This is a genomic window from Mesorhizobium sp. LCM 4577 (assembly GCF_001854795.2).
In the GTDB taxonomy this organism is placed as follows: domain Bacteria; phylum Pseudomonadota; class Alphaproteobacteria; order Rhizobiales; family Rhizobiaceae; genus Mesorhizobium; species Mesorhizobium plurifarium.
Genome location: NZ_MDDU01000015.1, coordinates 68,907 through 89,955, shown reverse-complemented (window position 1 = coordinate 89,955; position 21,049 = coordinate 68,907). Strand labels below are relative to the sequence as shown.

At 63.8% G+C, this 21,049-nt stretch carries 28 protein-coding genes; 8 read left to right on the top strand and 20 right to left on the bottom strand.

The features are described 5' to 3' along the window. Nucleotides 1-139: 139 nt before the first annotated feature. The 7 genes from LCM4577_RS18610 to LCM4577_RS18580 form a co-directional block, all read right to left on the bottom strand. Nucleotides 140-763, bottom strand: a complete 624-nt coding sequence (locus tag LCM4577_RS18610; protein WP_040989655.1) for a hypothetical protein — start codon at nt 761-763, stop codon at nt 140-142. 55 nt (nt 764-818) lie between these two features. Further along, nucleotides 819-1,970, bottom strand: a complete 1,152-nt coding sequence (locus LCM4577_RS18605; protein WP_040989654.1) for a Xaa-Pro peptidase family protein — start codon at nt 1,968-1,970, stop codon at nt 819-821. A 1-nt stretch (nt 1,971) separates the two neighbouring features. Beyond that, nucleotides 1,972-2,760: a peptidoglycan editing factor PgeF gene (pgeF, locus tag LCM4577_RS18600; protein ID WP_071034689.1), complete on the bottom strand. Its 789-nt coding sequence runs from the start codon at nt 2,758-2,760 to the stop codon at nt 1,972-1,974. Nucleotides 2,761-2,846: 86 nt separating this feature from the next. Further along, nucleotides 2,847-3,914 (bottom strand): class I SAM-dependent methyltransferase, encoded by a 1,068-nt coding sequence (locus LCM4577_RS18595; RefSeq protein WP_071034688.1) that lies wholly within the window; start codon nt 3,912-3,914, stop codon nt 2,847-2,849. Further along, nucleotides 3,911-4,765: a prolipoprotein diacylglyceryl transferase gene (lgt, locus tag LCM4577_RS18590; protein WP_116390099.1), complete on the bottom strand. Its 855-nt coding sequence runs from the start codon at nt 4,763-4,765 to the stop codon at nt 3,911-3,913. Before lgt ends, LCM4577_RS18595 begins: the two co-directional genes overlap by 4 nt. Before the next feature lie 90 nt (nt 4,766-4,855). Continuing rightward, complete coding sequence (locus tag LCM4577_RS18585; RefSeq protein ID WP_041012784.1) at nt 4,856-5,158, bottom strand: type II toxin-antitoxin system RelE/ParE family toxin; 303 nt, start codon at nt 5,156-5,158, stop codon at nt 4,856-4,858. Continuing rightward, on the bottom strand, nt 5,155-5,415 hold the full coding sequence (locus LCM4577_RS18580; RefSeq protein ID WP_041010205.1) for a type II toxin-antitoxin system ParD family antitoxin: 261 nt from the start codon (nt 5,413-5,415) through the stop codon (nt 5,155-5,157). The genes LCM4577_RS18585 and LCM4577_RS18580 overlap by 4 nt, the downstream gene beginning before the upstream one ends. Before the next feature lie 138 nt (nt 5,416-5,553). Here LCM4577_RS18580 and LCM4577_RS18575 point away from each other — a divergent pair, with 138 nt between their 5' ends. The 3 genes from LCM4577_RS18575 (at nt 5,554) to LCM4577_RS18565 (ending at nt 7,048) form a co-directional block, all read left to right on the top strand. Then, a complete protein-coding gene (locus LCM4577_RS18575; RefSeq protein ID WP_041012785.1) occupies nt 5,554-5,856 on the top strand; it encodes an accessory factor UbiK family protein in 303 nt (100 codons plus the stop codon). Nucleotides 5,857-6,169: 313 nt separating this feature from the next. After that, nucleotides 6,170-6,670, top strand: a complete 501-nt coding sequence (locus LCM4577_RS18570) for a YbjN domain-containing protein (RefSeq protein ID WP_071072756.1) — start codon at nt 6,170-6,172, stop codon at nt 6,668-6,670. Nucleotides 6,671-6,688: 18 nt separating this feature from the next. Next, nucleotides 6,689-7,048 carry a tRNA-binding protein gene (locus tag LCM4577_RS18565; RefSeq protein WP_071072754.1) on the top strand — a complete coding sequence of 120 codons (360 nt, stop codon included), beginning with the start codon at nt 6,689-6,691 and terminating at the stop codon, nt 7,046-7,048. On the opposite strand, the gene LCM4577_RS18560 is transcribed toward LCM4577_RS18565, so the two are convergent. From LCM4577_RS18560 to LCM4577_RS18540, 5 genes are read right to left on the bottom strand one after another with little or no spacing between them, the layout of a single operon-like run. After that, nucleotides 7,040-8,104, bottom strand: coding sequence for a glycosyltransferase family 1 protein (locus tag LCM4577_RS18560; protein ID WP_083354769.1), 1,065 nt, complete (start codon nt 8,102-8,104; stop codon nt 7,040-7,042). The genes LCM4577_RS18565 and LCM4577_RS18560 overlap by 9 nt on opposite strands. Beyond that, nucleotides 8,092-8,256: a hypothetical protein gene (locus LCM4577_RS18555; protein WP_157900473.1), complete on the bottom strand. Its 165-nt coding sequence runs from the start codon at nt 8,254-8,256 to the stop codon at nt 8,092-8,094. The genes LCM4577_RS18560 and LCM4577_RS18555 overlap by 13 nt, the downstream gene beginning before the upstream one ends. A gap of 55 nt (nt 8,257-8,311) precedes the next feature. Further along, on the bottom strand, nt 8,312-9,727 hold the full coding sequence (locus tag LCM4577_RS18550; RefSeq protein ID WP_116390098.1) for an ATP-binding protein: 1,416 nt from the start codon (nt 9,725-9,727) through the stop codon (nt 8,312-8,314). Nucleotides 9,728-9,778: 51 nt separating this feature from the next. Next, nucleotides 9,779-10,498: a response regulator gene (locus LCM4577_RS18545; RefSeq protein WP_040989639.1), complete on the bottom strand. Its 720-nt coding sequence runs from the start codon at nt 10,496-10,498 to the stop codon at nt 9,779-9,781. Further along, nucleotides 10,485-11,018 carry a MarR family winged helix-turn-helix transcriptional regulator gene (locus tag LCM4577_RS18540; protein WP_040990369.1) on the bottom strand — a complete coding sequence of 178 codons (534 nt, stop codon included), beginning with the start codon at nt 11,016-11,018 and terminating at the stop codon, nt 10,485-10,487. Before LCM4577_RS18540 ends, LCM4577_RS18545 begins: the two co-directional genes overlap by 14 nt. A gap of 260 nt (nt 11,019-11,278) precedes the next feature. Between LCM4577_RS18540 and LCM4577_RS18535 the strand changes: the two genes are divergently transcribed. From LCM4577_RS18535 to LCM4577_RS18525, 3 genes are all read left to right on the top strand, one after another. After that, nucleotides 11,279-12,172, top strand: a complete 894-nt coding sequence (locus LCM4577_RS18535) for a branched-chain amino acid aminotransferase (protein ID WP_041010203.1) — start codon at nt 11,279-11,281, stop codon at nt 12,170-12,172. 146 nt (nt 12,173-12,318) lie between these two features. Beyond that, nucleotides 12,319-12,627 carry a hypothetical protein gene (locus LCM4577_RS18530; RefSeq protein ID WP_040989635.1) on the top strand — a complete coding sequence of 103 codons (309 nt, stop codon included), beginning with the start codon at nt 12,319-12,321 and terminating at the stop codon, nt 12,625-12,627. A gap of 132 nt (nt 12,628-12,759) precedes the next feature. Next, nucleotides 12,760-13,401 (top strand): MBL fold metallo-hydrolase, encoded by a 642-nt coding sequence (locus LCM4577_RS18525; protein ID WP_041010202.1) that lies wholly within the window; start codon nt 12,760-12,762, stop codon nt 13,399-13,401. Nucleotides 13,402-13,486: 85 nt separating this feature from the next. On the opposite strand, the gene LCM4577_RS18520 is transcribed toward LCM4577_RS18525, so the two are convergent. The 3 genes from LCM4577_RS18520 to LCM4577_RS18510 form a co-directional block, all read right to left on the bottom strand. Further along, nucleotides 13,487-13,900: a BA14K family protein gene (locus LCM4577_RS18520; protein ID WP_040989633.1), complete on the bottom strand. Its 414-nt coding sequence runs from the start codon at nt 13,898-13,900 to the stop codon at nt 13,487-13,489. A gap of 231 nt (nt 13,901-14,131) precedes the next feature. Further along, the gene (locus LCM4577_RS18515; RefSeq protein ID WP_006202521.1) at nt 14,132-14,344 is read right to left on the bottom strand and encodes a cold-shock protein; all 213 of its coding nucleotides are present in this window, start codon (nt 14,342-14,344) and stop codon (nt 14,132-14,134) included. Between the two features lie 235 nt (nt 14,345-14,579). Further along, nucleotides 14,580-14,792, bottom strand: a complete 213-nt coding sequence (locus LCM4577_RS18510; RefSeq protein WP_006202520.1) for a cold-shock protein — start codon at nt 14,790-14,792, stop codon at nt 14,580-14,582. Nucleotides 14,793-15,245: 453 nt separating this feature from the next. Between LCM4577_RS18510 and LCM4577_RS18505 the strand changes: the two genes are divergently transcribed. Together LCM4577_RS18505 and LCM4577_RS18500 are read left to right on the top strand one after the other, a co-directional pair. Beyond that, complete coding sequence (locus LCM4577_RS18505; RefSeq protein ID WP_071072752.1) at nt 15,246-15,638, top strand: Kazal-type serine protease inhibitor domain-containing protein; 393 nt, start codon at nt 15,246-15,248, stop codon at nt 15,636-15,638. Between the two features lie 298 nt (nt 15,639-15,936). Then, on the top strand, nt 15,937-17,571 hold the full coding sequence (locus tag LCM4577_RS18500; RefSeq protein ID WP_041010201.1) for a tetratricopeptide repeat-containing sulfotransferase family protein: 1,635 nt from the start codon (nt 15,937-15,939) through the stop codon (nt 17,569-17,571). A gap of 145 nt (nt 17,572-17,716) precedes the next feature. Here LCM4577_RS18500 and LCM4577_RS18495 read toward each other — a convergent pair whose 3' ends face one another. The 5 genes from LCM4577_RS18495 to LCM4577_RS18475 form a co-directional block, all read right to left on the bottom strand. Then, nucleotides 17,717-18,070, bottom strand: coding sequence for a DUF1428 domain-containing protein (locus tag LCM4577_RS18495; protein ID WP_071034681.1), 354 nt, complete (start codon nt 18,068-18,070; stop codon nt 17,717-17,719). A 100-nt stretch (nt 18,071-18,170) separates the two neighbouring features. Next, nucleotides 18,171-18,587, bottom strand: coding sequence for a glyoxalase/bleomycin resistance/extradiol dioxygenase family protein (locus LCM4577_RS18490; RefSeq protein WP_071034680.1), 417 nt, complete (start codon nt 18,585-18,587; stop codon nt 18,171-18,173). A 150-nt stretch (nt 18,588-18,737) separates the two neighbouring features. Continuing rightward, nucleotides 18,738-18,920 (bottom strand): hypothetical protein, encoded by a 183-nt coding sequence (locus tag LCM4577_RS18485; RefSeq protein ID WP_040989628.1) that lies wholly within the window; start codon nt 18,918-18,920, stop codon nt 18,738-18,740. A 93-nt stretch (nt 18,921-19,013) separates the two neighbouring features. Continuing rightward, complete coding sequence (locus LCM4577_RS18480; RefSeq protein ID WP_071034679.1) at nt 19,014-19,403, bottom strand: nuclear transport factor 2 family protein; 390 nt, start codon at nt 19,401-19,403, stop codon at nt 19,014-19,016. A gap of 111 nt (nt 19,404-19,514) precedes the next feature. Beyond that, complete coding sequence (locus tag LCM4577_RS18475) at nt 19,515-21,041, bottom strand: ABC-F family ATP-binding cassette domain-containing protein (RefSeq protein ID WP_071072750.1); 1,527 nt, start codon at nt 21,039-21,041, stop codon at nt 19,515-19,517. Nucleotides 21,042-21,049 lie beyond the last annotated feature (8 nt).

Sequence of the window (21,049 nt, the reverse complement as noted above, 5' to 3'; positions counted from 1 at the left end):
GAGCCTTTTATGCGGGCTTTTAGCGGCCCGCGCCGGTATTGCAAGCCTCGTTGTGGGGAATCCTTGCGGCGACCGCAACAAACAGGGAAAACATCGCAAGCCGGCAACAGTTTGGTCGGCAACAGTTTGGCCTGTCCGGTCAACCGGCGCCGCCGCTGCCCAGCCAGGCGGCGAACTGGTCGATCGTCTGGTCGGCAATGGCCTGCATGGTGGCGGGCGCTACCGCGGGCCAGCCTTCGCCGCTGCCGACGGAGGGCGCCTTCTGCTGGCCATTGATGCGGTGCAGGCGGTTTCCCGAGGGATCGTAAATGTCCCAGACATAGATGACGGTCGTGTCCTTACCCTCGGACATCGTCGAAAAATAGCCCTTCAGCACATGCGTCGCTGTCTGGTCCGTGCTGCCGACAAGCGTCAGGCCACGCTGTTTGGCACGGGCCTGCAGTTCCGCCGTCAACGGTGCCGCCGCGTCCACCGATGCGCCGACGATCGGCGCCACCTGCAGCCGCGTCCTGGCGAGGGCGGCGGTCTGGGCGGGCGTTGCGGGCTTTGCAGGTGCCGTCGTCGCAGTGGCGGTCGACGGAGCCGGCGCGGTCATGGTCGGAGTGGTGGCCGTCGTCGATGTGCCCTGCGGGGTGGCCGAAGACTGGGCCGAGGCCGCCGGCGGGGTGATCGCCGAAGGTTCGAGCACGTCCTTGGCGTTGGTGCAGGCGCCGAGCGCCAGCGCCGCAAGCAATGACACGGTCGTCACCCGCGATCGTCTCATTTGCCTGAAAGCTCCCTACTGGCGAACGCCCCCGCGTGAACCAACCATTATGGATTCACTGCACGATCAAGTCGAGATCATGGCGCGACAGCGGCTTCGGCGCCGATTCCGTCGTAAGGTAAGTCCGGCCAAGCGTCATCGCGGTCTCGGTCTCGGAGTCCATGATGATCATATGCGCGAACAGCGTCATATTGGGCGCGATCGGCTCCGGATTGCCCTGGTAGAACATCGGCATGTCCATCCAGGACGGCGTGAAGCGGGCGCCGACCGAATAGCCGCAGGCATTCAGCCGGTGCTTGGTCAGATTGTGCGCTTCGAGCGTGCGGGCATGCGCGTCGAAGACATCGCCGAAGGTGTTGCCCGGCGTCATCGCCTTTTCGACCGCGAGCAGGGCGGCGCGGGAAGCGTCAAACAATTCCTGGTGACGCTTCGACACCTTGCCCGTGAGTACGGTGCGCATCATCGGGGCATGATAGTGGTGGAAGACGCCGGCCCATTCGAGCGTCAGCTGGTCGTTCTTGGTGAGCTTGCGGCGGCCGGCCTTGTAGCGGCAGAGCAAGGCATCGGCGCCGGAGCCGATGATATACTCGTTGGCGGGATAGTCGCCGCCGCCGGCAAAGACGGCCCCTTGCATGGCGGCAAGGATGAGCCCTTCGTCGCCGCCTTGCTTGATCAGCGGGAGTGCGGCATCCAGCGCGTCGTCGGAAAGATTGGCGGCCTTTTCCGCCTTGGCGATCTCGGCCGGGCTCTTGAACAGGCGCAGCCGGCCGACGATGCCGGAAGCATCCGCGATCTGGCCGAAGGTCTGCAACTGCTCGTCGAGGCGCCGGCCATTATAGGCGGTCAGGCCATGGGTGTCGTATTCGACGCCGATGCGGGCGCCGAGCAGGTCGAGGTCGTTGAGCAGGTTGCGCAGGTCGATCGCCGGGTTGGCGCCCTGACGATCGGTCCACAGCACGATGTTTTCGATGGTCGAGGTATGGCGTGCTTGCCTCAGATCGGCCGAACGGGTGAGCAGCACCATCGAGCCGTCGGCCTTCACCACCAGGCACTGGAAAAAGCAGAAGCCGAATGTGTCGTAGCCGGTCAGCCAGTACATGCTCTCCTGCGCGAACAAAAGCACGGCGTCGAGCTTCTTCTCGGCCATTTCGATCAGCAGCCGATCGCGTCGCGCGTCGAATTCCGAACGTTCGAAATGCAGCGCCATTTTACTCTTTCTCCAGAACGATTGCCGAAACCTGGCGCCCGTAATCCGCTTCCTTGCGGTGTGTGGTGCGCCGGTAGGAATAGAAAAGCTCTTCTTCCGCGTAGGTGCAGCGGCCAAGGCCTTCGGCGGTCACGCCAGCCTTGCGCAGCCGGTCGACCGTATATCGGTTGAGGTCGAACATCGAGTGGCCGGTCGTCTTCGACGGTCTGAAATAGCGGTGATTGCCGGCGTCGGCTTCGACGAAGCGGGCGACGAATTCCGGCCCGACCTCGTAATTGTCGGGGCCGATCGAGGGGCCAAGCACGGCGACGATGCGCTCGCGGCGGGCGCCGAGGGCTTCCATCGCGGCGACCGTGTTTTCGAGCACGCCGGTGAACGCGCCCTTCCAACCGGCATGCGCCGCGCCGATGACGCGCGCCCCGGCGTCGGCGAAGAGAACCGGCCCACAATCGGCCGTCGAGGCGCCGATGGCGATGCCGGGACGGTCGGTGACGATGGCGTCGGCCTTCGGGCGAGGACCGGCGAAGGGTTCCCTGGCGACAATGACATCCGGCGAGTGGATCTGGTGCGCGGTCAACAGATGATCCGCGGGCACGCCCATCCAGGCGGCGACGCGCCGCCGGTTCTCGGCGACCAGTGTCTGGTCGTCGCTGGAGCCGGTGCCGATGTTGAGCCCCCGGTAGATGCCGTCGGAGACGCCGCCGATGCGGGTGAAGTAGCCGTGGCGCATGCCCGGCACTTTTTCAAGCAGCGGCGAGCGTACTGGATCGGGTCTGGTCTGATTCAGCATGGTTGGGTTTGTCGTCCGTGCAAGGCGGGTTCGTCAAGGCGAAGTTCGGAGAACGAAGCGGACCAGATGGCGAGGCCGCTCGGCGATCAGGTGGCTTTCGCCGCCGGCAGGACCTTCATGACCTTGAACAACTCGCCCATCGCGTCGGGGCCGGCCAGGCGTTCGACCGCGTCGGAAATGGCTTGACGCGTCTCGGTATCGCCATCGGCGCCGAGCGTGCCGGCGCGCTCGAGCAGGCCCATGCCGAGCAGGAATTCGCCCTGGGTCGACAAGTGCACCTCGAGACCGTGAGCGCGCGCCATCTCGGCAAGCGCGGCGAAATCGACATGGGCTGTGAGGTCGGCTTCGCCAGGATTGGCTAAAACGTCCTCGCGCTGGTGCCGGCGCAGCGCCTGGAAAGTGTCGCCGATCCCCGGCTGAAGGTGGCCGTAGTCGATGAAGAGGCCGGCGCCGCCCTGGCCGGCTATGCGCTCGGCGATCTGCGACATCAGCGCCGAACGGGCAGGGGCCACTTCGACGATAGCGCCTTGCGGCGCGTCGGCAGCGGCGGCCGGCAGCAGTGCCGGGTCGACAGACCCCGCGCCAGCGAAGAAGTGCAGTTCATCGGCGCCGTCGAGGCCGACAACACGCTCGCGCCAGCCCGCGCCGACATAGACGAACTGCCGGATCGGCACAGCGTCGAACAATTCGTTGCCGACGATGAAGAGCGGCTGCCGCGGCAGCGTGTCGATGGTCTGGTGCCAGGCAGGCGCCGCGCTCTGGCCGGCAAGCGTCTGCTTCTGGATCTCGGCCAGGCGCGGGCTGGTCTCGATCATGGCGAAGGAAGCGCCAGCGACGAGCGCCGGGTCGAGCCGCGACCATGTGCGCAGCATGTCCTTCATCAAGGTGCCGCGGCCGGGACCGATCTCGGCAAAGGTCGCGGGCAGAGGCCGGCCCTCGCCCTGCCAGGCCTGGTAGAGCCAGACGGCGACGAGCTCGCCGAACATCTGGCTGATCTCGGGCGCGGTGATGAAGTCGCCGGCGGCGCCGAAGGGCTCGCGCGTCGTGTAGTAGCCCTCGTCGGGATCGAACAGGCAGAGCGCCATATATTCGCTGACCGGGATCGGCCCCGCGGCGCCGATCAGGCCTATGATGCGCTTTTTCAGCCGGGTCATGCCGCCCGCGGCTGTGGCGCCGGCTTCGCGGTGACCATCGCCCAGATGCCGGCGAGCACCATCGGCGTGGACAGGATCATGCCCATGGTCAGCCAGCTGGTGCCGAGCAGGTAGCCGAGCTGCTGGTCGGGCTCGCGGAAGAACTCGACGAAGATGCGCGACAGGCCGTAGCCGCAGATGAAGGCGCCGCCGACGAAGCGCGGCGTCTTGAGCTTGAGGCGCGAATGGGTGAGGAAGCGCAGCACCAGGAACAGCACAAGGCCTTCGAGCAGCGCCTCGTAAAGCTGGCTGGGATGGCGGGTGAACGGGCCGCCATTGGGGAATTCGATTGCCCATGGGACGTCCGAGGGTCGCCCCCACAGCTCCGAATTGATGAAGTTGGCGACGCGCACAAGGCCGAGCCCAACGGGCACGCCGGCGGACACCACGTCGAACAATGTCCAGGTGGGAATCCGGCGCTTGAGCGAAAACAGCGTCATGGCGAGGATGACGCCAAGCAGGCCGCCATGGAACGACATGCCGCCCTGCCAGACCGCGAAGATGTCGAGCGGATGCGCGATGTAGCGCGGCAGGTCGTAGAAGAGCACGTAGCCGGTGCGTCCACCGAGCACGACGCCGATCGCCGCCCAGACGATGAAGTCGTCGAGGTCCTCGGGCTTCATCGGCAGATGGCCGTCCGGCCACAGGCGCGGGTTCGTCACCAGCCGCTTGGCATACCACCAGGCAAAGAGGATGCCGACGATATAGCCGACGCCGTACCAGTGCACCGCGAGCGGCCCGATTTGGACGATGACCGGGTCGATGTTGGGGAAGGGCAGGGAGGCCAGCGGCAGCAGGAAATATTCGCTCAACGGTGTCTCCGGGGCGCGGTCACGATTGGGCGCGGACCATGCGGCAGGGTTTTGGCGCGGTCAAGGCAGCGCCGATGCCGCAGCCGACCGTCAAGTCTCAGGGAACAGAATCCGCTCATAATCCGTCGCGCCGTGAAGGATGTGCAGCACTTCGACGGCATCCATATGGATGCGGAAGAAAATCAGATAATTGCCATACACCCGACGACGGATGCCGGAGGATTGATGGCGGGCGACCAACTGACAACGTTCCGGCATTGTGCATAGTTCAATGCAGGCATTGCGCAATTCACGAACGAAGGTCATTGCCCGGAATGGGTTGTCGCCCGCGATGTGATCGCCGATAGCCTCAAGGTCGCTCTCGGCCTCGTCGGTAAATACCAGCCGTTTCACCTACGCTTCTCGGCCATCGCCTTATATTTGCTCTCCAGGCGATCGAACACGTCTGCGGCAGGCTTCACGCGTCCTGCATCTGCGTCAGCGACGCCTCGCGCGAGTGCAGCGTCAAGCGCGGCGAGACGTTTCTCCCTTTCTTCCACAAGGCGGACACCTTCGCGCAACACTTCGCTTTTCGAATTGTAGCGGCCGGTGCTGACGAGCCGGTTCACGACGTTTTCCAGGCGCTCACCGAGATCTGCACTGATTGCCATGACATACTTCCTAGGACTCTCACCGAGATAATAATAGTTATTGAGCGGCTTGCCAACAGGAGCAACCGCTCCGCGTCAGATGCGCTTGCATTCCGCGTCGCGCGCCACTACGTCAAAACGACAAAGCGAGGATCTGCCATGGCGACCGGACCGAACCGCATTCTCGACGAATTCGCAAAGATCATGACCGACGCGGCGGGCGCCGCGCAGGGCGTGCGGCGCGAGGTGGAGACGGCGTTCCGGGCGCAGGCCGAGCGCATGCTGAACTCCATGGATGTGGTGCAGCGCGAAGAGTTCGAGGCCGTCCGCGAGATGGCGGTCAAGGCGAGGGAAGACAACATCCAGCTGGCGACACGCGTCGAGGCGCTCGAGGCCAGGCTCGCCGAACTGACCGGACAGGCCGCACCTGCGGGTGCCGCGAAGCTCCGCGCAAAAAAATAATCGTTAAACTTTTCCACATAGCGCGATCCGAAAAATCGCTTTGCCGTGAATCGCTTACCGGCATTGCATGAATCTTTGTGACAGCCACCTTTCCACATGCGGATGACGCAGTGCGAAAAATTGGGCTGTTCACGCGACTCCCGATCAATAGACTGAATTTGTTGCATGATTCGAAGCAGGGTCATGCGCCGGGCGGTGGGGTCCGGTTGGGTCTTTGCGTTGGAAAGTCCTGACCGTCCGAGTTCTAGACAAGATTGTTCGTCGTGTGTGCCCCGCGGAGCGTGTGGCGCTCCCCTGAACACAGGAAGCATTCATGGAACTCCTCGAACTCGAATTCTCCCGCGAAATCCACCCGGTGGATGTCATCGAGCAGGTGGCCCACAACAACGACTGGTCCTTCGAACGCGCCGGTGACGATGAGATTTCGATTTCGGTCGCCGGCAGCTGGACGGACTACCACGTCTCCTTCTCTTGGATGGAGGATTTCGAGGCGCTGCATCTGGCCTGCGCCTTCGACATCAAGGTGCCGGAGACGCGCGCGCTTGAAGTGATGCRGCTGTTGTCGCTGATCAACGAGCAGATGCTGTTCGGGCATTTCGATCTGTGGGAACAGGAAGGCGCCATCATGTTCCGGCAGTCGCTGCTGCTTGCTGGCGGGGTCGAGCCRTCGAGCCAGCAGGTCGAGGTGCTGTTGTCCTCGGCGTTAGAGGCCTGCGAATGCTATTTCCAGGCCTTCCAGTTCGTCGTCTGGTCGGGTACATCGGCCAAGGACGCGCTCTCCAGCGTGCTCTTCGAGACCCACGGAAACGCCTGAACCAAACCGACACCGCCGATGAGTTCCAGCAGCGAGCGCAAGCCCGAGATCAGCTTTGCCGATTTCGACCGTGTCGACATCCGTGCCGGCACGATCGTCGAGRCCGAGCCGTTTCCGGAAGCGCGCAAGCCGGCGATCAAGCTGAAGATTGATTTCGGTCCGGCCATCGGAGTGAAGAAGTCGTCGGCGCAGATCACCAAATACTACGCGCCGGAAACGCTTGTCGGCCGTCAGGTCTTCGCGGTGGTCAATTTCCCGCCGCGCCAGATCGGCCCGTTCATGTCGGAAGTGCTGACGCTCGGCTTTCCCGATGAAGAGGGCGCCGTCGTGCTCGGCGCCATCGAGCGCAAGGTGCCGGACGGCGGGCGTTTATTCTAGGACGAGCCTGGGGCGACCTGGAGCCAGCCTATCCTGATCGGCGCGTTTGCTTGGCATCCCCAGCGCTTCATCGACCACGTCGAGGAACATTCCGGCGCAGGCCTGCCAGCTGTAGCGCATCGCGCGCTGGCGGGCTTCGGCGCGGTCGACGTGAAGCGCCTTCATCGCCGCTTCGCCCAGGTCGTTCGACACGGCTCCGCCGATGCCGTCGCCGACAATGTCGATCGGTCCGGTCACCGGGAAGGCGGCGACCGGCGTTCCGCTGGCCAGCGCCTCGATGATGACGTTGCCGAAAGTATCGGTGCGGCTCGGGAACACGAAGACATCGGCCGAGGCGTAGATCTCGGCCAGCTCGTCGTTCGGGCGGTGGCCGAGGAAATGCGCGTTGGGATAGCGCGCCTTGAGTTTTGCCAGTTCCGGTCCTTCGCCGACGATCACCTTGCTGCCGGGCAGATCGAGATCGAGGAAGGCGGTCAGATTCTTTTCGATCGCGACGCGGCCGACGCACAGGAAAACCGGGCGGGGAAATCCGGTTTCCTTGCGCTTGTCCGGCCGGAAATGGTCGGTGTCGACGCCGCGCGTCCAGGGCCTCAGCTTGTTGAAGCCGCGGGCCGCGAGATCGTCCGCCAGCGATTGCGTTGCGACAAGCGTGCCCTGTCCGGAATTGTGGAAGTCGCGCAGCCAGTTGTAGGCCCAGCTCTCCGGCACCGGCAGGCGGGCGCTGAGATATTCGGGAAAGCGCGTGTGATAGCTGGTGGTGAAGGGGCGGCCCACCTTTCGGCAATGGCGACGCGCCATGATGCCGAGCGGACCCTCGGTGACGATGTGGATGTGGTCGGCCTTGGCGGTGTCGATCATGCGCGCGACATGACCCGGCGTCGTCAGCGCCAGCCGGATGTCGGGATAGGTCGGCATCGGCAAGGTGCGAAAGAGGTTCGGCGTCAGGAAATCGAGCTCGACGTCGAAAGGTTTCAGCGCCTCGGTCAGACGTTCCAGCGTGTGCACCACGCCATTGACCTGCGGCCGCCATGCGTCGGTGACCATCAGGATGCGCATGGCGGTCCTTTGCCGGCATGGCTATCGAGCATGCCGGCGCGGTGCCGGAACGGCAGCCAGGCAGCAGCCCGCGCCTCGCTCCAGCGCACCCGGGTGGGCACCGGATCGAAGCGGGGCGGCAGGGCCGAATCAACGAAGGTCGCGCGCTTCATGCGCGCTCTTGACCATGATTTCATGACGGGCGGATGAAGCCTGTCTTGACCGGTCTTACGCGGGCACCTTGATGACGGCGCGCAGGCCGCCGAGCGGGCTGTCCTCGAGGCTGATGTCGCCGCCGTGGCTGCGGGCGATGTCGCGGGCGATCGACAGGCCAAGTCCCGTGCCGCTGGCGTCGAGGTTGCGCGCTTCGTCGAGCCGCAGGAAAGGCTTAAACACCTCTTCGCGCTTGTCGGGCGCAATGCCKGGACCGTCGTCGTCGATGGTGACGGTGAGCGAGCCGCGACCGTGATTGGCGTGGACCTCGACGGTCTTGGCGTAGCGGAAGGCATTGCCGATGACGTTCGACAGCAAACGGGCAAAGGCGTTCGGCCGCACATGCACGGCCGGATCGCCTGTCAGCGTCGTCGTGAGCTTGCAGCCGCGCAATTGCGCTTCCTCGCCAAGCTTCTGGAAGTAGGCGTTGAGATCGAAACGGCCAGTGTCCTCCGCCGCCTCGCCGCGGGCAAAGGAGAGATAGCCTTCCAGCATCGACTGCATGTCGTCGATGTCCTGGTTCAGCGCGGCCTTGGTCTCCGACTTGCCGCCGGCCAGCGCCAGTTGCAGCTTGAATCTTGTGAGGATGGTCCTGAGGTCGTGGCTGACGCCGGTCAGCATGGCGGTGCGTTGCTCGATCTGGCGCTCGATGCGCTCACGCATCTGGATGAAGGCGAAACCCGCGCGGCGGACCTCCTCGGCGCCGCGCGGGCGGAAATCGCGCGGCATCGGCCGGCCCTTGCCGAAACTCTCGGCCGCCTCGGCGAGCGTCAGGATCGGCCTGATCTGATTGCGCAGGAAGGGGATGGCGATCATCAGCAGGACCAGCGAGGTGCCGACCATCCAGATCAGGAAGATGTGGGTGTTCGAGGCATAGGCCTGGCTGCGCCGCACGAAGACGCGCAGCACCTTGCCTTCGAGCTGGACGCGAACCTCGACGACGTTCGAGTTGCCGACCGTGTCGATCCAGAACGGACGGTTGATCTGTCTCGTGATCTCCGACGACAGCGCCTCGTCGAGGATCGAAAAGAACGGCTTAGGGCCCGGCGGGGGCAGCGGATCGGGCGGCAACAGATCCACCTTCAACTGCATGCGGTCCTGGGCGATGCGGATGATGTTGGCGTAATCGGCGTCGTGCGGATAGGTCTCCATCATGTCGATGACGGCCGCTATGTCCGAGATCGTCGCCTGCGACAGGCGCTGGGTGACCGTCTGCCAGTGCCGCTCCATGAAGACGAAGGCCACCACCGACTGCAGCAGGATCATCGGCGCGATGACGATAATCAGCGAGCGGGCGTAGAGCCGCTTCGGCATGTAGAGCGCGACCAGGCGCCAAAAGCGGTTCCAGGCGCGCGGCATCGCCCTCAGCGTCCGCAGCACGAGATCGCCGGGGCCGCCTCCTTCGGGCTTTTCCAGTTGCGTGGTCGCCATTCGCCCTTCCGCTCGTCGATGGCCGTTCAGCAAAGGGCCTTCGACGGTAGTTTATTCGACGCTGAGCCGATACCCAATACCGCGCACCGTCTGCAGCCACACCGGATTGGATGGATCGCGCTCGATCTTGCGGCGCAGCCGGTTGATCTGCACGTCGATGGTGCGCTCGCCGACATCCGATTCATCGCCCACCAGTTCATGGCGCGGTATGGTCTCGCCCGCCCGCGCGGCGAAGATCGCCAGGATCTCTTGCTCGCGGTCGGTCAGCTTAAGCGCCTCGCCGCCGCGCTTCAATTCACGCTTGGCGATCTGGAACGTGTAAGGCCCGAACACCAGCTGCTCGACCTTAGGGGTCGCGGCGGGGCCGCCACGGCGCAGGATGTTGTTGATGCGCAGGATGAGCTCGCGCGGATCGAACGGTTTCGGCAGGTAATCATCGGCGCCGGCTTCCAGCCCGGTGATGCGGCTGTCGGTCTCGGACAGCGCCGTCAGCATCAGGATCGGCACGTTCTTCTCGGCCCGCAGCGCCTTGGTGAGATCGACGCCGGTCTCGCCCGGCATCATGACATCGAGCACCAAAAGGTCGAAGTCGAGGCCGGCGAGCTTGCGCCTGGCCTCGCCGGAATTGCCGGCGACGGTGACGCGAAAGCCGTTCTCGGACAGATACTGCTTGAGCAGGTTGCGGATACGCGTGTCGTCATCGACAACCAAGAGGTGCGGCGCGTCATCGTCGGGCGCGGCCGGATGATCAACCTTCTCAATGGTCTCCATGGTTCTTCCCCGATGTTTGCGCAGGCACAATGTCGATCTGCGCTCTTAGTTCCGGATTGACCATTGCTTCCAGGAATCGCTCGATCGTGGCGCGCTCGGTGGCTCCGGAATCCTCCAATGCCGCACGGATGCGGCGCGACTGTGGCCGCGCCAGCGCCAAGGCCAGCGCGCGGCCCCTGGCGGTCGGGTAGAGTTCGCGCTGCCGGCGATCGCGCGGACCCTGCACCTGGACGATATGGTCGGTGTCGATCAACTGCTTCAAGACCCGCGCCAGGCTCTGCTTGGTGATCTTCAGCACATCGAGCAGTTCGGCGACGGTGAGCCCGGGCCTGCGGTTGACGAAGTGCAGCACGCGATGATGAGCGCGGCCAAAGCCGTATTCGGCGAGTATCTGGTCCGGGTCGGAGGTGAAATCGCGGTAGGCGAAGAAAAACAGTTCGATGATGGCAAAGTCGATGCCGTCCTCGTCGGCGATCGCCGTCCTGATCGGTTTTCCGGCTGCGGGGCTTGGATCCGTCATCATTTCTCCATGCGAGGCGGGAATTATGTCAGTACTATTGACGTAATTTCCGGGCAATGATAATTTTTGACAAGCTTTTCGGCGGATTGCGAACGAAAAGGCAAGTGGAAGCCGTTTTTCCGGAACTTCCTGAGTTTGCCACGAATTGAATATCCGCCTACGCTTTCATGCATTGGCCAACGTTTCGGATCCTGTGGCGGGCCGGTACGGAAGGCTTTAAAACACAACGATTTGCGGGCGGCCGCCCGCGGGAGGTTTCCATGGCATCCGTTCCCTTCGATCAATTGGACGGCTTCATCTGGATGAACGGCGAGTTCGTCAAATGGGCCGACGCCAAGATCCATGTGCTGACCCATGGCCTGCACTATGCCAGCGCCGTCTTCGAAGGTGAGCGCGCCTATGGCGGCCAGATCTTCAAGCTGACCGAGCATAATGAGCGCCTGCATGAATCGGCGCGCCTGCTCGGCTTCAAGATTCCCTATCCGGTCGCCGAGATCGACGAGGCCTGCCGCACGCTTTTGAAGAAGCAGGGTTTCCAGGACGCCTATGTGCGCCCGATCGCCTGGCGCGGCAGCGAGCAGATGGGCGTCTCGGCGCAGAACAACCGCATCAACTGCGCCATCGCCATCTGGCAGTGGCCGAGCTATTTCGACCCCGCGCAGAAACTCAAGGGTATCCGCCTCGATGTCGCCGAGTGGCGCCGGCCCGATCCGCGTACCGCGCCGTCAAAGTCGAAGGCCGCCGGCCTCTACATGATCTGCACGCTCTCCAAGCACGCCGCGGAGGCCAAGGGCTACGCCGACGCCATGATGCTCGATTGGCGTGGCCAGGTGGCGGAAGCCACCGGCGCCAACATCTTCTTCGTCAAGGACGGCAAGATCCATACGCCCACACCCGACTGCTTCCTCGATGGCATAACCCGCCGCACGGTGATCGGCCTGGCGAAGGATCGCGGTTTCGAAGTGGTCGAGCGCGCCATCATGCCTGAGGAGCTCGAAGGTTTCGAGCAGTGCTTCCTCACCGGGACGGCAGCTGAGGTCACGCCGGTCTCGGAGATCGGTCCGTACCGATTCGAGGTTGGCGAGATAGCCAAGACATTGATGAATGACTATTCGGCTGCGGTGCAGCCAAAGCATGCGATTGCCGCAGAATAGCGATAGTCACAGCTTTTTTGTGCAATAGGGGCGGTTTTCGGGCCGCCCTTTTTATTTAAGCTTTCACGCATTTGACTTTCGAACGGTTCGGCGTCTCATGATGGTGTCGGCCCTTGGAGGCAGGCGGCTATGGAGGGACTAGTTACATGGACAGCAACACGATTATTCAGATCGTTGTACAGGTAATTGCCGGCGTTATCGGTGGCCAGGCGGTTGGCGCTGCGCTGAAGCAGGCGGCGATGGGCCAGCTTACCAAGATCCTTGGCGGCGCCATCGGCGGCGTCGGCGGCGCGGCCATTCTTGGCAGTCTGCTTGGTGGCGGTGGAGTCGACGCAGCGGCAGCGGCGGGTGGAATCGGCAGCGCGCTCGACCTGAAGAACCTTCTTGGCGGCGTGGGCGGCGGTGCCATCCTGACCGGCATCATCGGCGCGGTCATGAACGCGATGAAGAAGTAAGGCCTCTCGCTTCAGGTTTTCAAATGGGCGGCTTCGGCCGCCCATTTTCGTTTCCAGGATATTTGTTCTGGCCCGCAGTGGACGCGCCTAGCACGCCTGTCTACATCAGGGCGAAACTTGGAAAGGAACGTTATGGGTCAGCTTAATGCCGGTATCGTGCCGGTCACGCCGTTCCAGCAGAACTGCACCATCCTGTTCGATATGGACGACAAGACGGGCGTCGTCGTCGATCCCGGCGGCGATGTCGACCAGATACTGTCGGTGCTGAAGGACAATGCCATCACCGCCGGCGCGATCTGGATCACGCATGGCCATATCGACCATGCCGGCGGCGCGATGGAGCTGAAGGACGCGCTGGGCATCGACATTATCGGCCCGCACGAGGCCGACAAGCCGCTGCTTGCCAATCTCGAGAACCAGGCCAGGCGTTTTGGCCTCACCGATCCGGTGCGCAATTGCGTGCCGGATCGCTTCCTCACCGAAGGCGAGACTGTGTCGTTCGGCGAGCATGTGTTCGAAGTGCTGCATTGCCCGGGACATGCGCCGGGCCACGTGGTCTACTACAACCGCGCGGCTAAATTCGCGCATGTCGGAGACGTGCTGTTTCGTGGCTCGGTCGGGCGCACCGATCTGCCCGGCGGCGACCATGCCGCCCTGATTGCCTCGATCAAGCAAAAGCTTCTGCCGCTCGGCGACGATGTCGGTTTCATCTGCGGCCATGGTCCAGGCAGCCGTTTTGGCGATGAAAGGCGGACCAATCCGTTTCTGACCTGACCTGCAAGCAAAGAAAAGCGCCGCTCGAGGCGGCGCTTTCGTGGGCAGGGAACCCAGCGATTACTCGGAGCTTCGGTAGCTTCGGTCAGTTGGCGACGCAGAAATGCTGGGCGCCGTCATTGCCGGTGAAGGTGCCGGTGCGCGAGTTGAAGGTGCGGTAACGGTCCGAGCAATACTCGTACCAGCCGCGGGTCCACGGCTCGGCGTAGCGGTCGGCATAGACGTAGCGGGGCTGCTGCACGTAGTAGCGGCGCACCGGCCGGTCGACATAGTAGTCGTCACCATAGGCCGGCTCGTAATAGCGCGGACCGGGGTTGCTCAGCGCGCTGCCGATCAGGGCGCCTGCCGCGAGGCCGACGACACCGGCGGCGAGGGCGTCGCCGCCGTGGCTGCGATGATGGTGCCAGCGCCAGTCATCCGCATTGGCCGCCGAGAAGGTGGCCAAGGTGGTCGCGGCAATGCCAACGCTCAGGATGGCGGTCTTGAGAAAGCGGTTCATTTTCGGTCTCCTTCACGCCGGCCCGCGCATTTTTTCGGGGGATACGGGCCGGCTTTAGCAAAGGTTAATAGAAGACCGTGGCTGAACGGAGGCTGAACGGAACTCGGCCCAAGCGATTTTTGAAGCTGGCGATTTTCGAGCTAGGGCGATTTCGAGGCTTGGGCACAGCCCTGTACCGGGCGGGAGCGGTCCCGCCTGGCGTAGCCTCCGTCGGATCCGTCGCGAGTCGGCTTAGCCGATCGACAGATTGACGGCCTTCGGACCCTTGCCGCGCTTGTCCGGCTCGGTGTCGAATGTCACTTTCTGCCCATCCTCAAGACCGGGAAGGCCCGACGCCTGCACGGCCGAAATGTGGACGAAGACATCCTTCGCGCCATCATCGGGCGTGATGAAGCCGAAGCCCTTGGCATGGTTGAAGAATTTGACGGTGCCGGTCTGCGGCATGGGAAACTCCTTTGATCCCATCAAGTCAAGTCTCGGGCCGGCAAACTGCCCGAGAGGAAATTTGTCCTTTATTTTAGCGCTATCGGCAAGAGAAAGTTTTCGCCTGCCGATCCAAGCATTTGCGTGCGAAAAAGGCGCGACGATATCGTCGCGCCTTCGCAATTTCGGGCCTGCCCGCAAGCCGATTTATGATCCCGCCGCACCATTGCATCCGCAAGGACAGGCTGCTTCGAGATCAGGCGGCGCGCAGGTTGACCGCCTTCGGGCCCTTGCCCATGCGGTCCGGCTCGACGTCGAATGTGACCTTCTGGCCGTCGACCAACGTGCGCAGGCCGGACGCCTCGATCGCGGAGATATGGACGAACACGTCCTTGGCGCCGCCATCCGGCGTGATGAAGCCGAAGCCTTTGGTGGCATTGAAGAACTTTACGGTACCGGTCTGGGCCATTGGGGAAAACTCCTTCACCCGTGTCAGTCTTGTGGTTTGCCCGCTGCCTCGCGCCTTGGGCAAATCCCGGTGGTTGCTTCGGCGGTCATGCATTCGCGCATGGTCAAACCCCCCGCCGAAAAACGGGGTTGTCAGAGATTCACACTTGTCGGGGAAAGGTCGTCCAAAACGTGCCGCTCTCCGGGTCGCAAATGCCCGAAYATGGTTTTTATTACACGGAAACGTGATGGTTGCAAGATGACGCTCGCGGGCGGCCTTCGGCGCGTCCAACGCTGGGGCTTCGATAGACCCGGCCTCATCACCGGTCATCGGCCAGAGACGGGCCAAGCATAGGCCAGAATGAGGGCGGCGACCGCAGGCCACGGTGGCTCCACAAACAGTGGTTGCGTTTACCGCGCAGGATGCGAGGATATCGCGAGCCGGCGTCACCGGGCCGGGACGGAGGAGGGACATATGAGATTTCTTGCGGTCTCGCGTCAGGGTTTTGTCATTCTCATCCTGTCCGCGCTGCTGGCGGCCTGTACCGTGGTCGTCGACGATGGCCCGCGCCCGCGCCCGCCCAGGCCGCATCCGCAGCTCTGCACCATGCAGTACCAACCGGTTTGCGCCCGGCGCGGCGGCGACCGCCAGACCTTCGCCAATGCCTGCCTGGCCGAACGGGAAGGCTACCGCATCCTGCGGGAAGGTGCTTGCCGTGATGGCGGCGGCGGTGGTGGGGAGCAGACGTTCTGCACGCGCGAATATGCTCCGGTCTGCGCCAGGCGCCACGGGCAAGTGCGCACCTTCCCGAACGCATGCGAGGCCCGCGCGGCGGACTATCGCATCGTCGGCGACGGACCGTGTTGAAAGGGACGGCGGTGTCCATCCGCGCAAATGGACACCGCGACGCGCGCTGACGCTTAAAGCGCGTCGCGCTGAAACGGATTTCCGGCGACGCGGTTTAAGTCTTTGTTTTGATGCATGTCGTTGTCCCATAACCGCTGCGCGCTTCTGGGCGACATGCATTAGTCTTGAATCTCTTGCCCGTATGGCTTAGGTCCGGCGGACCAACAAATACGGCAGGTTTCCCATTAGCAAAGATCACAGAAGAGCGGCAAACGCCGGCGGCAGGCCTGGTGGCTCGCCCAGCCCGCTCGATCCGTATGTGCAAAAGGCGCTGCAATTCCATCAGGCGGGGCGCCGCCAGGAGGCCGAGGCGCTCTACCGGCAGGTCCTTGGGCAGCAGCCTAACCATGCCGCGGCGCTGCATTTCCTCGGATTGCTGCTGCACCAGACCGGCAGGAGCGAGGAAGGGCTCGATCTCATCGAGCAGTCGGTGACGCTGCAGCCCGAGAATGCCGACTTCCTCAACAATATGGGCACGGTCATGCGCGATCTCGGGCGCGTCGCCGCCGCGATCGATTTCTTCCGCGGCGCGGTGGATATCCGGCCCGACCAATTGGCCGCGCGCGACAATCTCGGTTCGTCGCTGACGCAGCTCGGCCAGTTCGAAGCGGCCGAGGAAATCTATCGCGGCACGATCGGCCGCAACCCGTTCCATGTCCGCGCACGCATCGGCCTTGCCGAGACGCTGCAGGAAGCCGGACGGCTGGACGAGGCGATCAAGCTGTTCCGCGAGGCGCTGTCGATCCGGCCGAAGGACGCCGAGCTTCTCTATGGGCTGGGCGTCGCGATGATGGAGAAGGGCAAGCTCGACGAGGCGGCGGATCTCGCCCGCCAGGCGCTGGCGATCGCCCCGAACATGGCCAAGGCTTGGCTGCTGCTCACGCAGGTCAAGCGCCAGACCGAGCGCGACAAGGAGCTTGCCGGCATGGAGGCCGAGCACGCCAAGGCGCCGCAGGGCAGCCTGGCACGCATGCAGCTTTCCTTCGGCCTGGGCAAGGCCAATGACGACCTCAAGGATTATGGCCGCGCCTTCGACTATTTCGCCGAGGGCAATGCCATCCGCCGCAGGGCGATCGCCTACGATCCCGCGCGCACGCGCGGCGAATTCGAGGCGATGAAGGCGGCCTTCGACACCGCCTTCTTCGAGAAGCACCGGCCAAGCGACATTTCCGACGACACGCCGATCTTCGTCGTCGGCATGCCGCGTTCCGGCACGACGCTGGTCGAGCAGATCATCGCCAGCCACCCGCAGGTCCTTGGCGCCGGCGAGTTGAACATCCTCAAGACGGCCGTCGGCAAGCAGTTTCCGATGAGCATGCCGGGCGGCTTCCCCGGCGGTATCGCCGACATGCCCGACAAGGCCTTCGCCGAGGCCGGCCAGGCCTATCTCGACATGCTGCATGCCCGCTATCCGGGCTACCGCCATGTCACCGACAAGATGCCGGGCAACTTCCTGCTGGTCGGCTTCCTGCACATGATGCTGCCGAAGGCCAAGATCGTCCATTGCGCGCGCGACGCGGCGGCCACGTGCCTGTCGATCTTCAAGGTGCATTTCCGCGGCGACAGCCACCGCTACGGTTACGACCTCGGCGAGCTCGCCGATTTCCATAACCTCTACACCGACATCATGGCGCATTGGCACAAGGTGCTGCCGGGCGTCGTGCACGATGTGCGCTATGAGGATTTCGTCGCCGACCAGGAAGGGCAGACGCGGGCGTTGATGGCGTATCTCGGCCTGCCCTGGGACGACAAGCTGCTGTCCTTCCACGAGACGGACCGACCGGTGCGCACGGCTTCGGCCGCGCAGGTGCGCCAGCCCATGTATCAGGGCTCGGTCGACCTGTGGAAGCGGTATGGGGACCGGCTGAAGCCGCTGCTCGACAAGCTGGGCTGATATTGAGGTGAGGCCGGCCTGCGAACGGCGGTTCCCTGCGCTTCCGGTGCTCACGTACTTTAAGTACGCTCCGCTCCGGTTCTCGGGAACCACCATTCTCGACTCGGCCTGACCTCAATCTCAACCCAGCTTGGGGCAGAGTTCCTCAAAGCTCCAAGAACGGCTGGAAGCCGCCGAAGATCATGCGCTTGCCGTCGAACGGCATGGCTGACCAATCCATCTTGAGACGCGCGTCGGCCATCACCTTGGCCATGACCGCGTCGCGGCTCTGCCTGGACTCGTAAACGACCCAGGCGAAGATGACGACCTCGTCGTCCTTGGCTTGAACGGCGCGCGGGAACGAGGTCAGCTCGCCATAGGGCACGTCATCGCCGACGCATTCGACATAGGAGAGCGCGCCGTGCTCCATCCATATCGGGCCGGCGGTGTTGGCCAGCTTCTTGTAGTCATCGAGATTTGCCCTCGGCACGGCGATCACGAAACCATCGACATAGGACATGATGAGACTCCTTGGTGAAAAACAAGCGCCGGGTCGGCGGGGAACGACCCGGCGCGAGTGAGCGCGCCATCCCTCGGGGCGACGCCTGCTCGCTGGGAAATCACTTCACCGGCGCGTTCATCGCCCAGGCGACGCCGAAGGGATCTTTCACCTGGCCCCAGCGGTCGCCCCAGAACATCACCTGCAGCGGCGTGACGATCTCGCAGCCGGCATCGACCGCGCGCTTCCACCAGGCATCGATGTCGTCGCTGCCGAGATGGAGCTGCAGCGTGTAGCCCTGCGCCGCCTGGTGCGGATGGCCGTGTTCGGGATAGGCATCGCCCAGCATCAGCGTCGAGCCGTTGACATAGAGATGGATGTGCATGGTGCGGCCCTTGTCGTCCGGCGGATAGGCGAACACTTCCTCCGCGCCGAAAGCCTTCTTGTAGAATTCGGCGGCCTTGATGGCGCCGTCGACCTGCAGGTAGGGGGTCAATCCGCCAAGGACCTTGGCGCGGGGCGGGGTCTGATCGTTCATTCTCGTGTTCCTCTTCACGGGGTTTGATCGGGTTTGCCACCCAAGGACGGATGAAGCGGCGGCGATCCTACATGCCTCCCGAAAATTTCTTAAAGGGCCGGTTTCCGGCAGCTCGGGCGACCGGAGAACAATCGCATGGGATTTGCAGCTTTATATGACCTTCGCCGAGAAAGTGGCGGCGCGGCGGCTTTCGCGCGTTTCGAAAATCTCCGGAAAGCCGATGTCCTTGCGCAACTCGGCGGGCAGTGAAAGCAGGATGCGCTCGCTGCGGTAGCGGGCACGGGCCGCGGCATAGCGGTTGGCGAGACGGCCGATGGATGACAGTACCGACATGTTGGTTTCTCCCTGGTTGATGCCGGCATCATCGCGTCGGCATCCCAAGGACGAGGCGGCAACAAGCGATCCGACAGGTCGCTGCAATCTTTTTCAGAGCATCGACGCGGCCAGCGCGGTGTCGTAATATTCCACCATCTCGACGATCTCGCCGTCGCGCACCGTCCAGAAATTGGCGGTGCGCATGATGAACTCCTCGCCGGTGGCGCGGCGCGTCATGTGGATCTCGACCTGTGCCGCGACCTTGTCGCCGCCGTCGATGATGTCGACCGGGACGAAGTGCCGGTATTCGAAGTCGTCGTCGAGCGCCAGCAACCTGGAAAGGAATTCCTGCTTGCCATGCGCGATGCCGGCATGGCGCGATTGCCTGGGATCGGCAATCCATCGGAACACGACATCCTCGGCGCACCGCGCCAGGGCACCCTCGATATCGCGGTCCGCATAGGCCTGGTAGAGATTGCTGACGATGTCCACTGCACGCATGGCCCGTTCCCTCCATGGCTGAGCGATTCAAGATGCTCCTTTTTTAGCAAGTGGAAAAGTATTGTCGGGCCGGCACTACTTTGAGTGCCGGCCCGGCTGATGCGCCGTCACTCAATTCGGCGTTTCGGCGACCGAGCGGAAGAACGCCTCCGGGTCGTCGACCTCAGTCAGCCGCCGCTTGTCGATCAGCCAGAAGCGGTTGCCGACGGCGCGGATGAAGGAGCGGTCATGCGAGGCGAGCAGGCAGCTCGCCTGGTGCGTCAGCAACTCGTCCTCCAATGCTTCCTGGCCGTCGATGTCAAGATGGTTGGTCGGCTCGTCGAGCAGATAGAAGTTGGGCTGGATGAGCCGGAGCACCAGCATCATCAGCCTCGACTTCTGTCCGCCGGACAGAACGCCGATCTTCCTCTCCTGCATCTCGATCGCGACGCCGGCGCCGGCGAGCAGCGAGCGGGCGCGCTGCTCGCCGACCTCGAAGCGGTGCGAGAGCATCGCCAGCGGCGTGTCCTCGCCGTCAATGCCCGACAGCGCCTGGTCGCTGTAACCGAGCACGGTCGACGGCGTCACCTTGACGTTCGCGACCGATCCCGGCTCGGCGACGGCGTCGCGGATCATCGCGATGAAGCGCGTCTTGCCGACGCCGTTGCGGCCAAGCAGCACGATGCGATCGCCCTGGCAGATGTGGCGCTTGCCGGTCCTGAACAGCAGCGTGCCGTCAGGCGTTTCGACCGCCGCGTCCTCGAGCGTGATCAGCACCTTGGCGTGGGTGCCGCGGTTCGCCAGCCTGATCGCGCCGGCCGAGCGCTCGCGATGCGCTTGTACGGCGGCATCCTCCAGCTTCTCGGCCCGATCCTTGAGCTGCCTGGTCTTCACCGTCAGAAGGTCGCTGCCGGAATTGATGCCGATGTTGTTGAGCTTGGCGGCCTGCTTGCGCAACTGCTGGGCGATCTTCATGTCGCGCTCGAACTTGCGCGCCGTCGAGGCGTCGAGCTCGTCGAGCGCCTGCCTGGCGCGCGAATAGGGCAGCGCGAACACCGGCGAGTCTTCGGGACGCAGGAACAGCGTGCGGCTGGTGGTGGCGTCGAGGAAGGCACGGTCGTGGCTGGCGATGATCACCGGCACCTCGCGCGGCAACGCGTTGAGCCATGTTTCCAGCTGGGCGATCCTGGCGAGGTCGAGATGATTGGTCGGCTCGTCGAGCAGCAGCATGTCCGGATCGGTGACCCAGACGCGGGCGATCAGCGCCAGCCGCTGCCAGCCGCCGCTCAGCGCCCGCATCGGCCGGCCGCGCATGTCTTCCGGCACTTCGAGCGAATCCAGCACCACGTCGACCCGCCAGAACTCGCTATCGCGCTGGTCGGCCGGCAAGGCGTCGGCGACGACGTCATGGAAGCCGCGGCCGAGCAATGCGTCGGGGACGGATTGCTCGACGTGGCCGACGCGCAGGCCGCGTGAACGGGTGATGTCGCCGGAGGTGGCTTCGAATTCGCCGGCCAGGCATTTGAGAAGTGTGGATTTGCCACGGCCATTGGCCGCGACGATGCCGAGCCGGTCGCCGGCGCCGATGGTAAGGTCGAGATTGGAGAAGAGCGGCGCACTCATGGTGACGCCGAGGGATTTGAGGCTGATCAAGGCCATGTCGATTT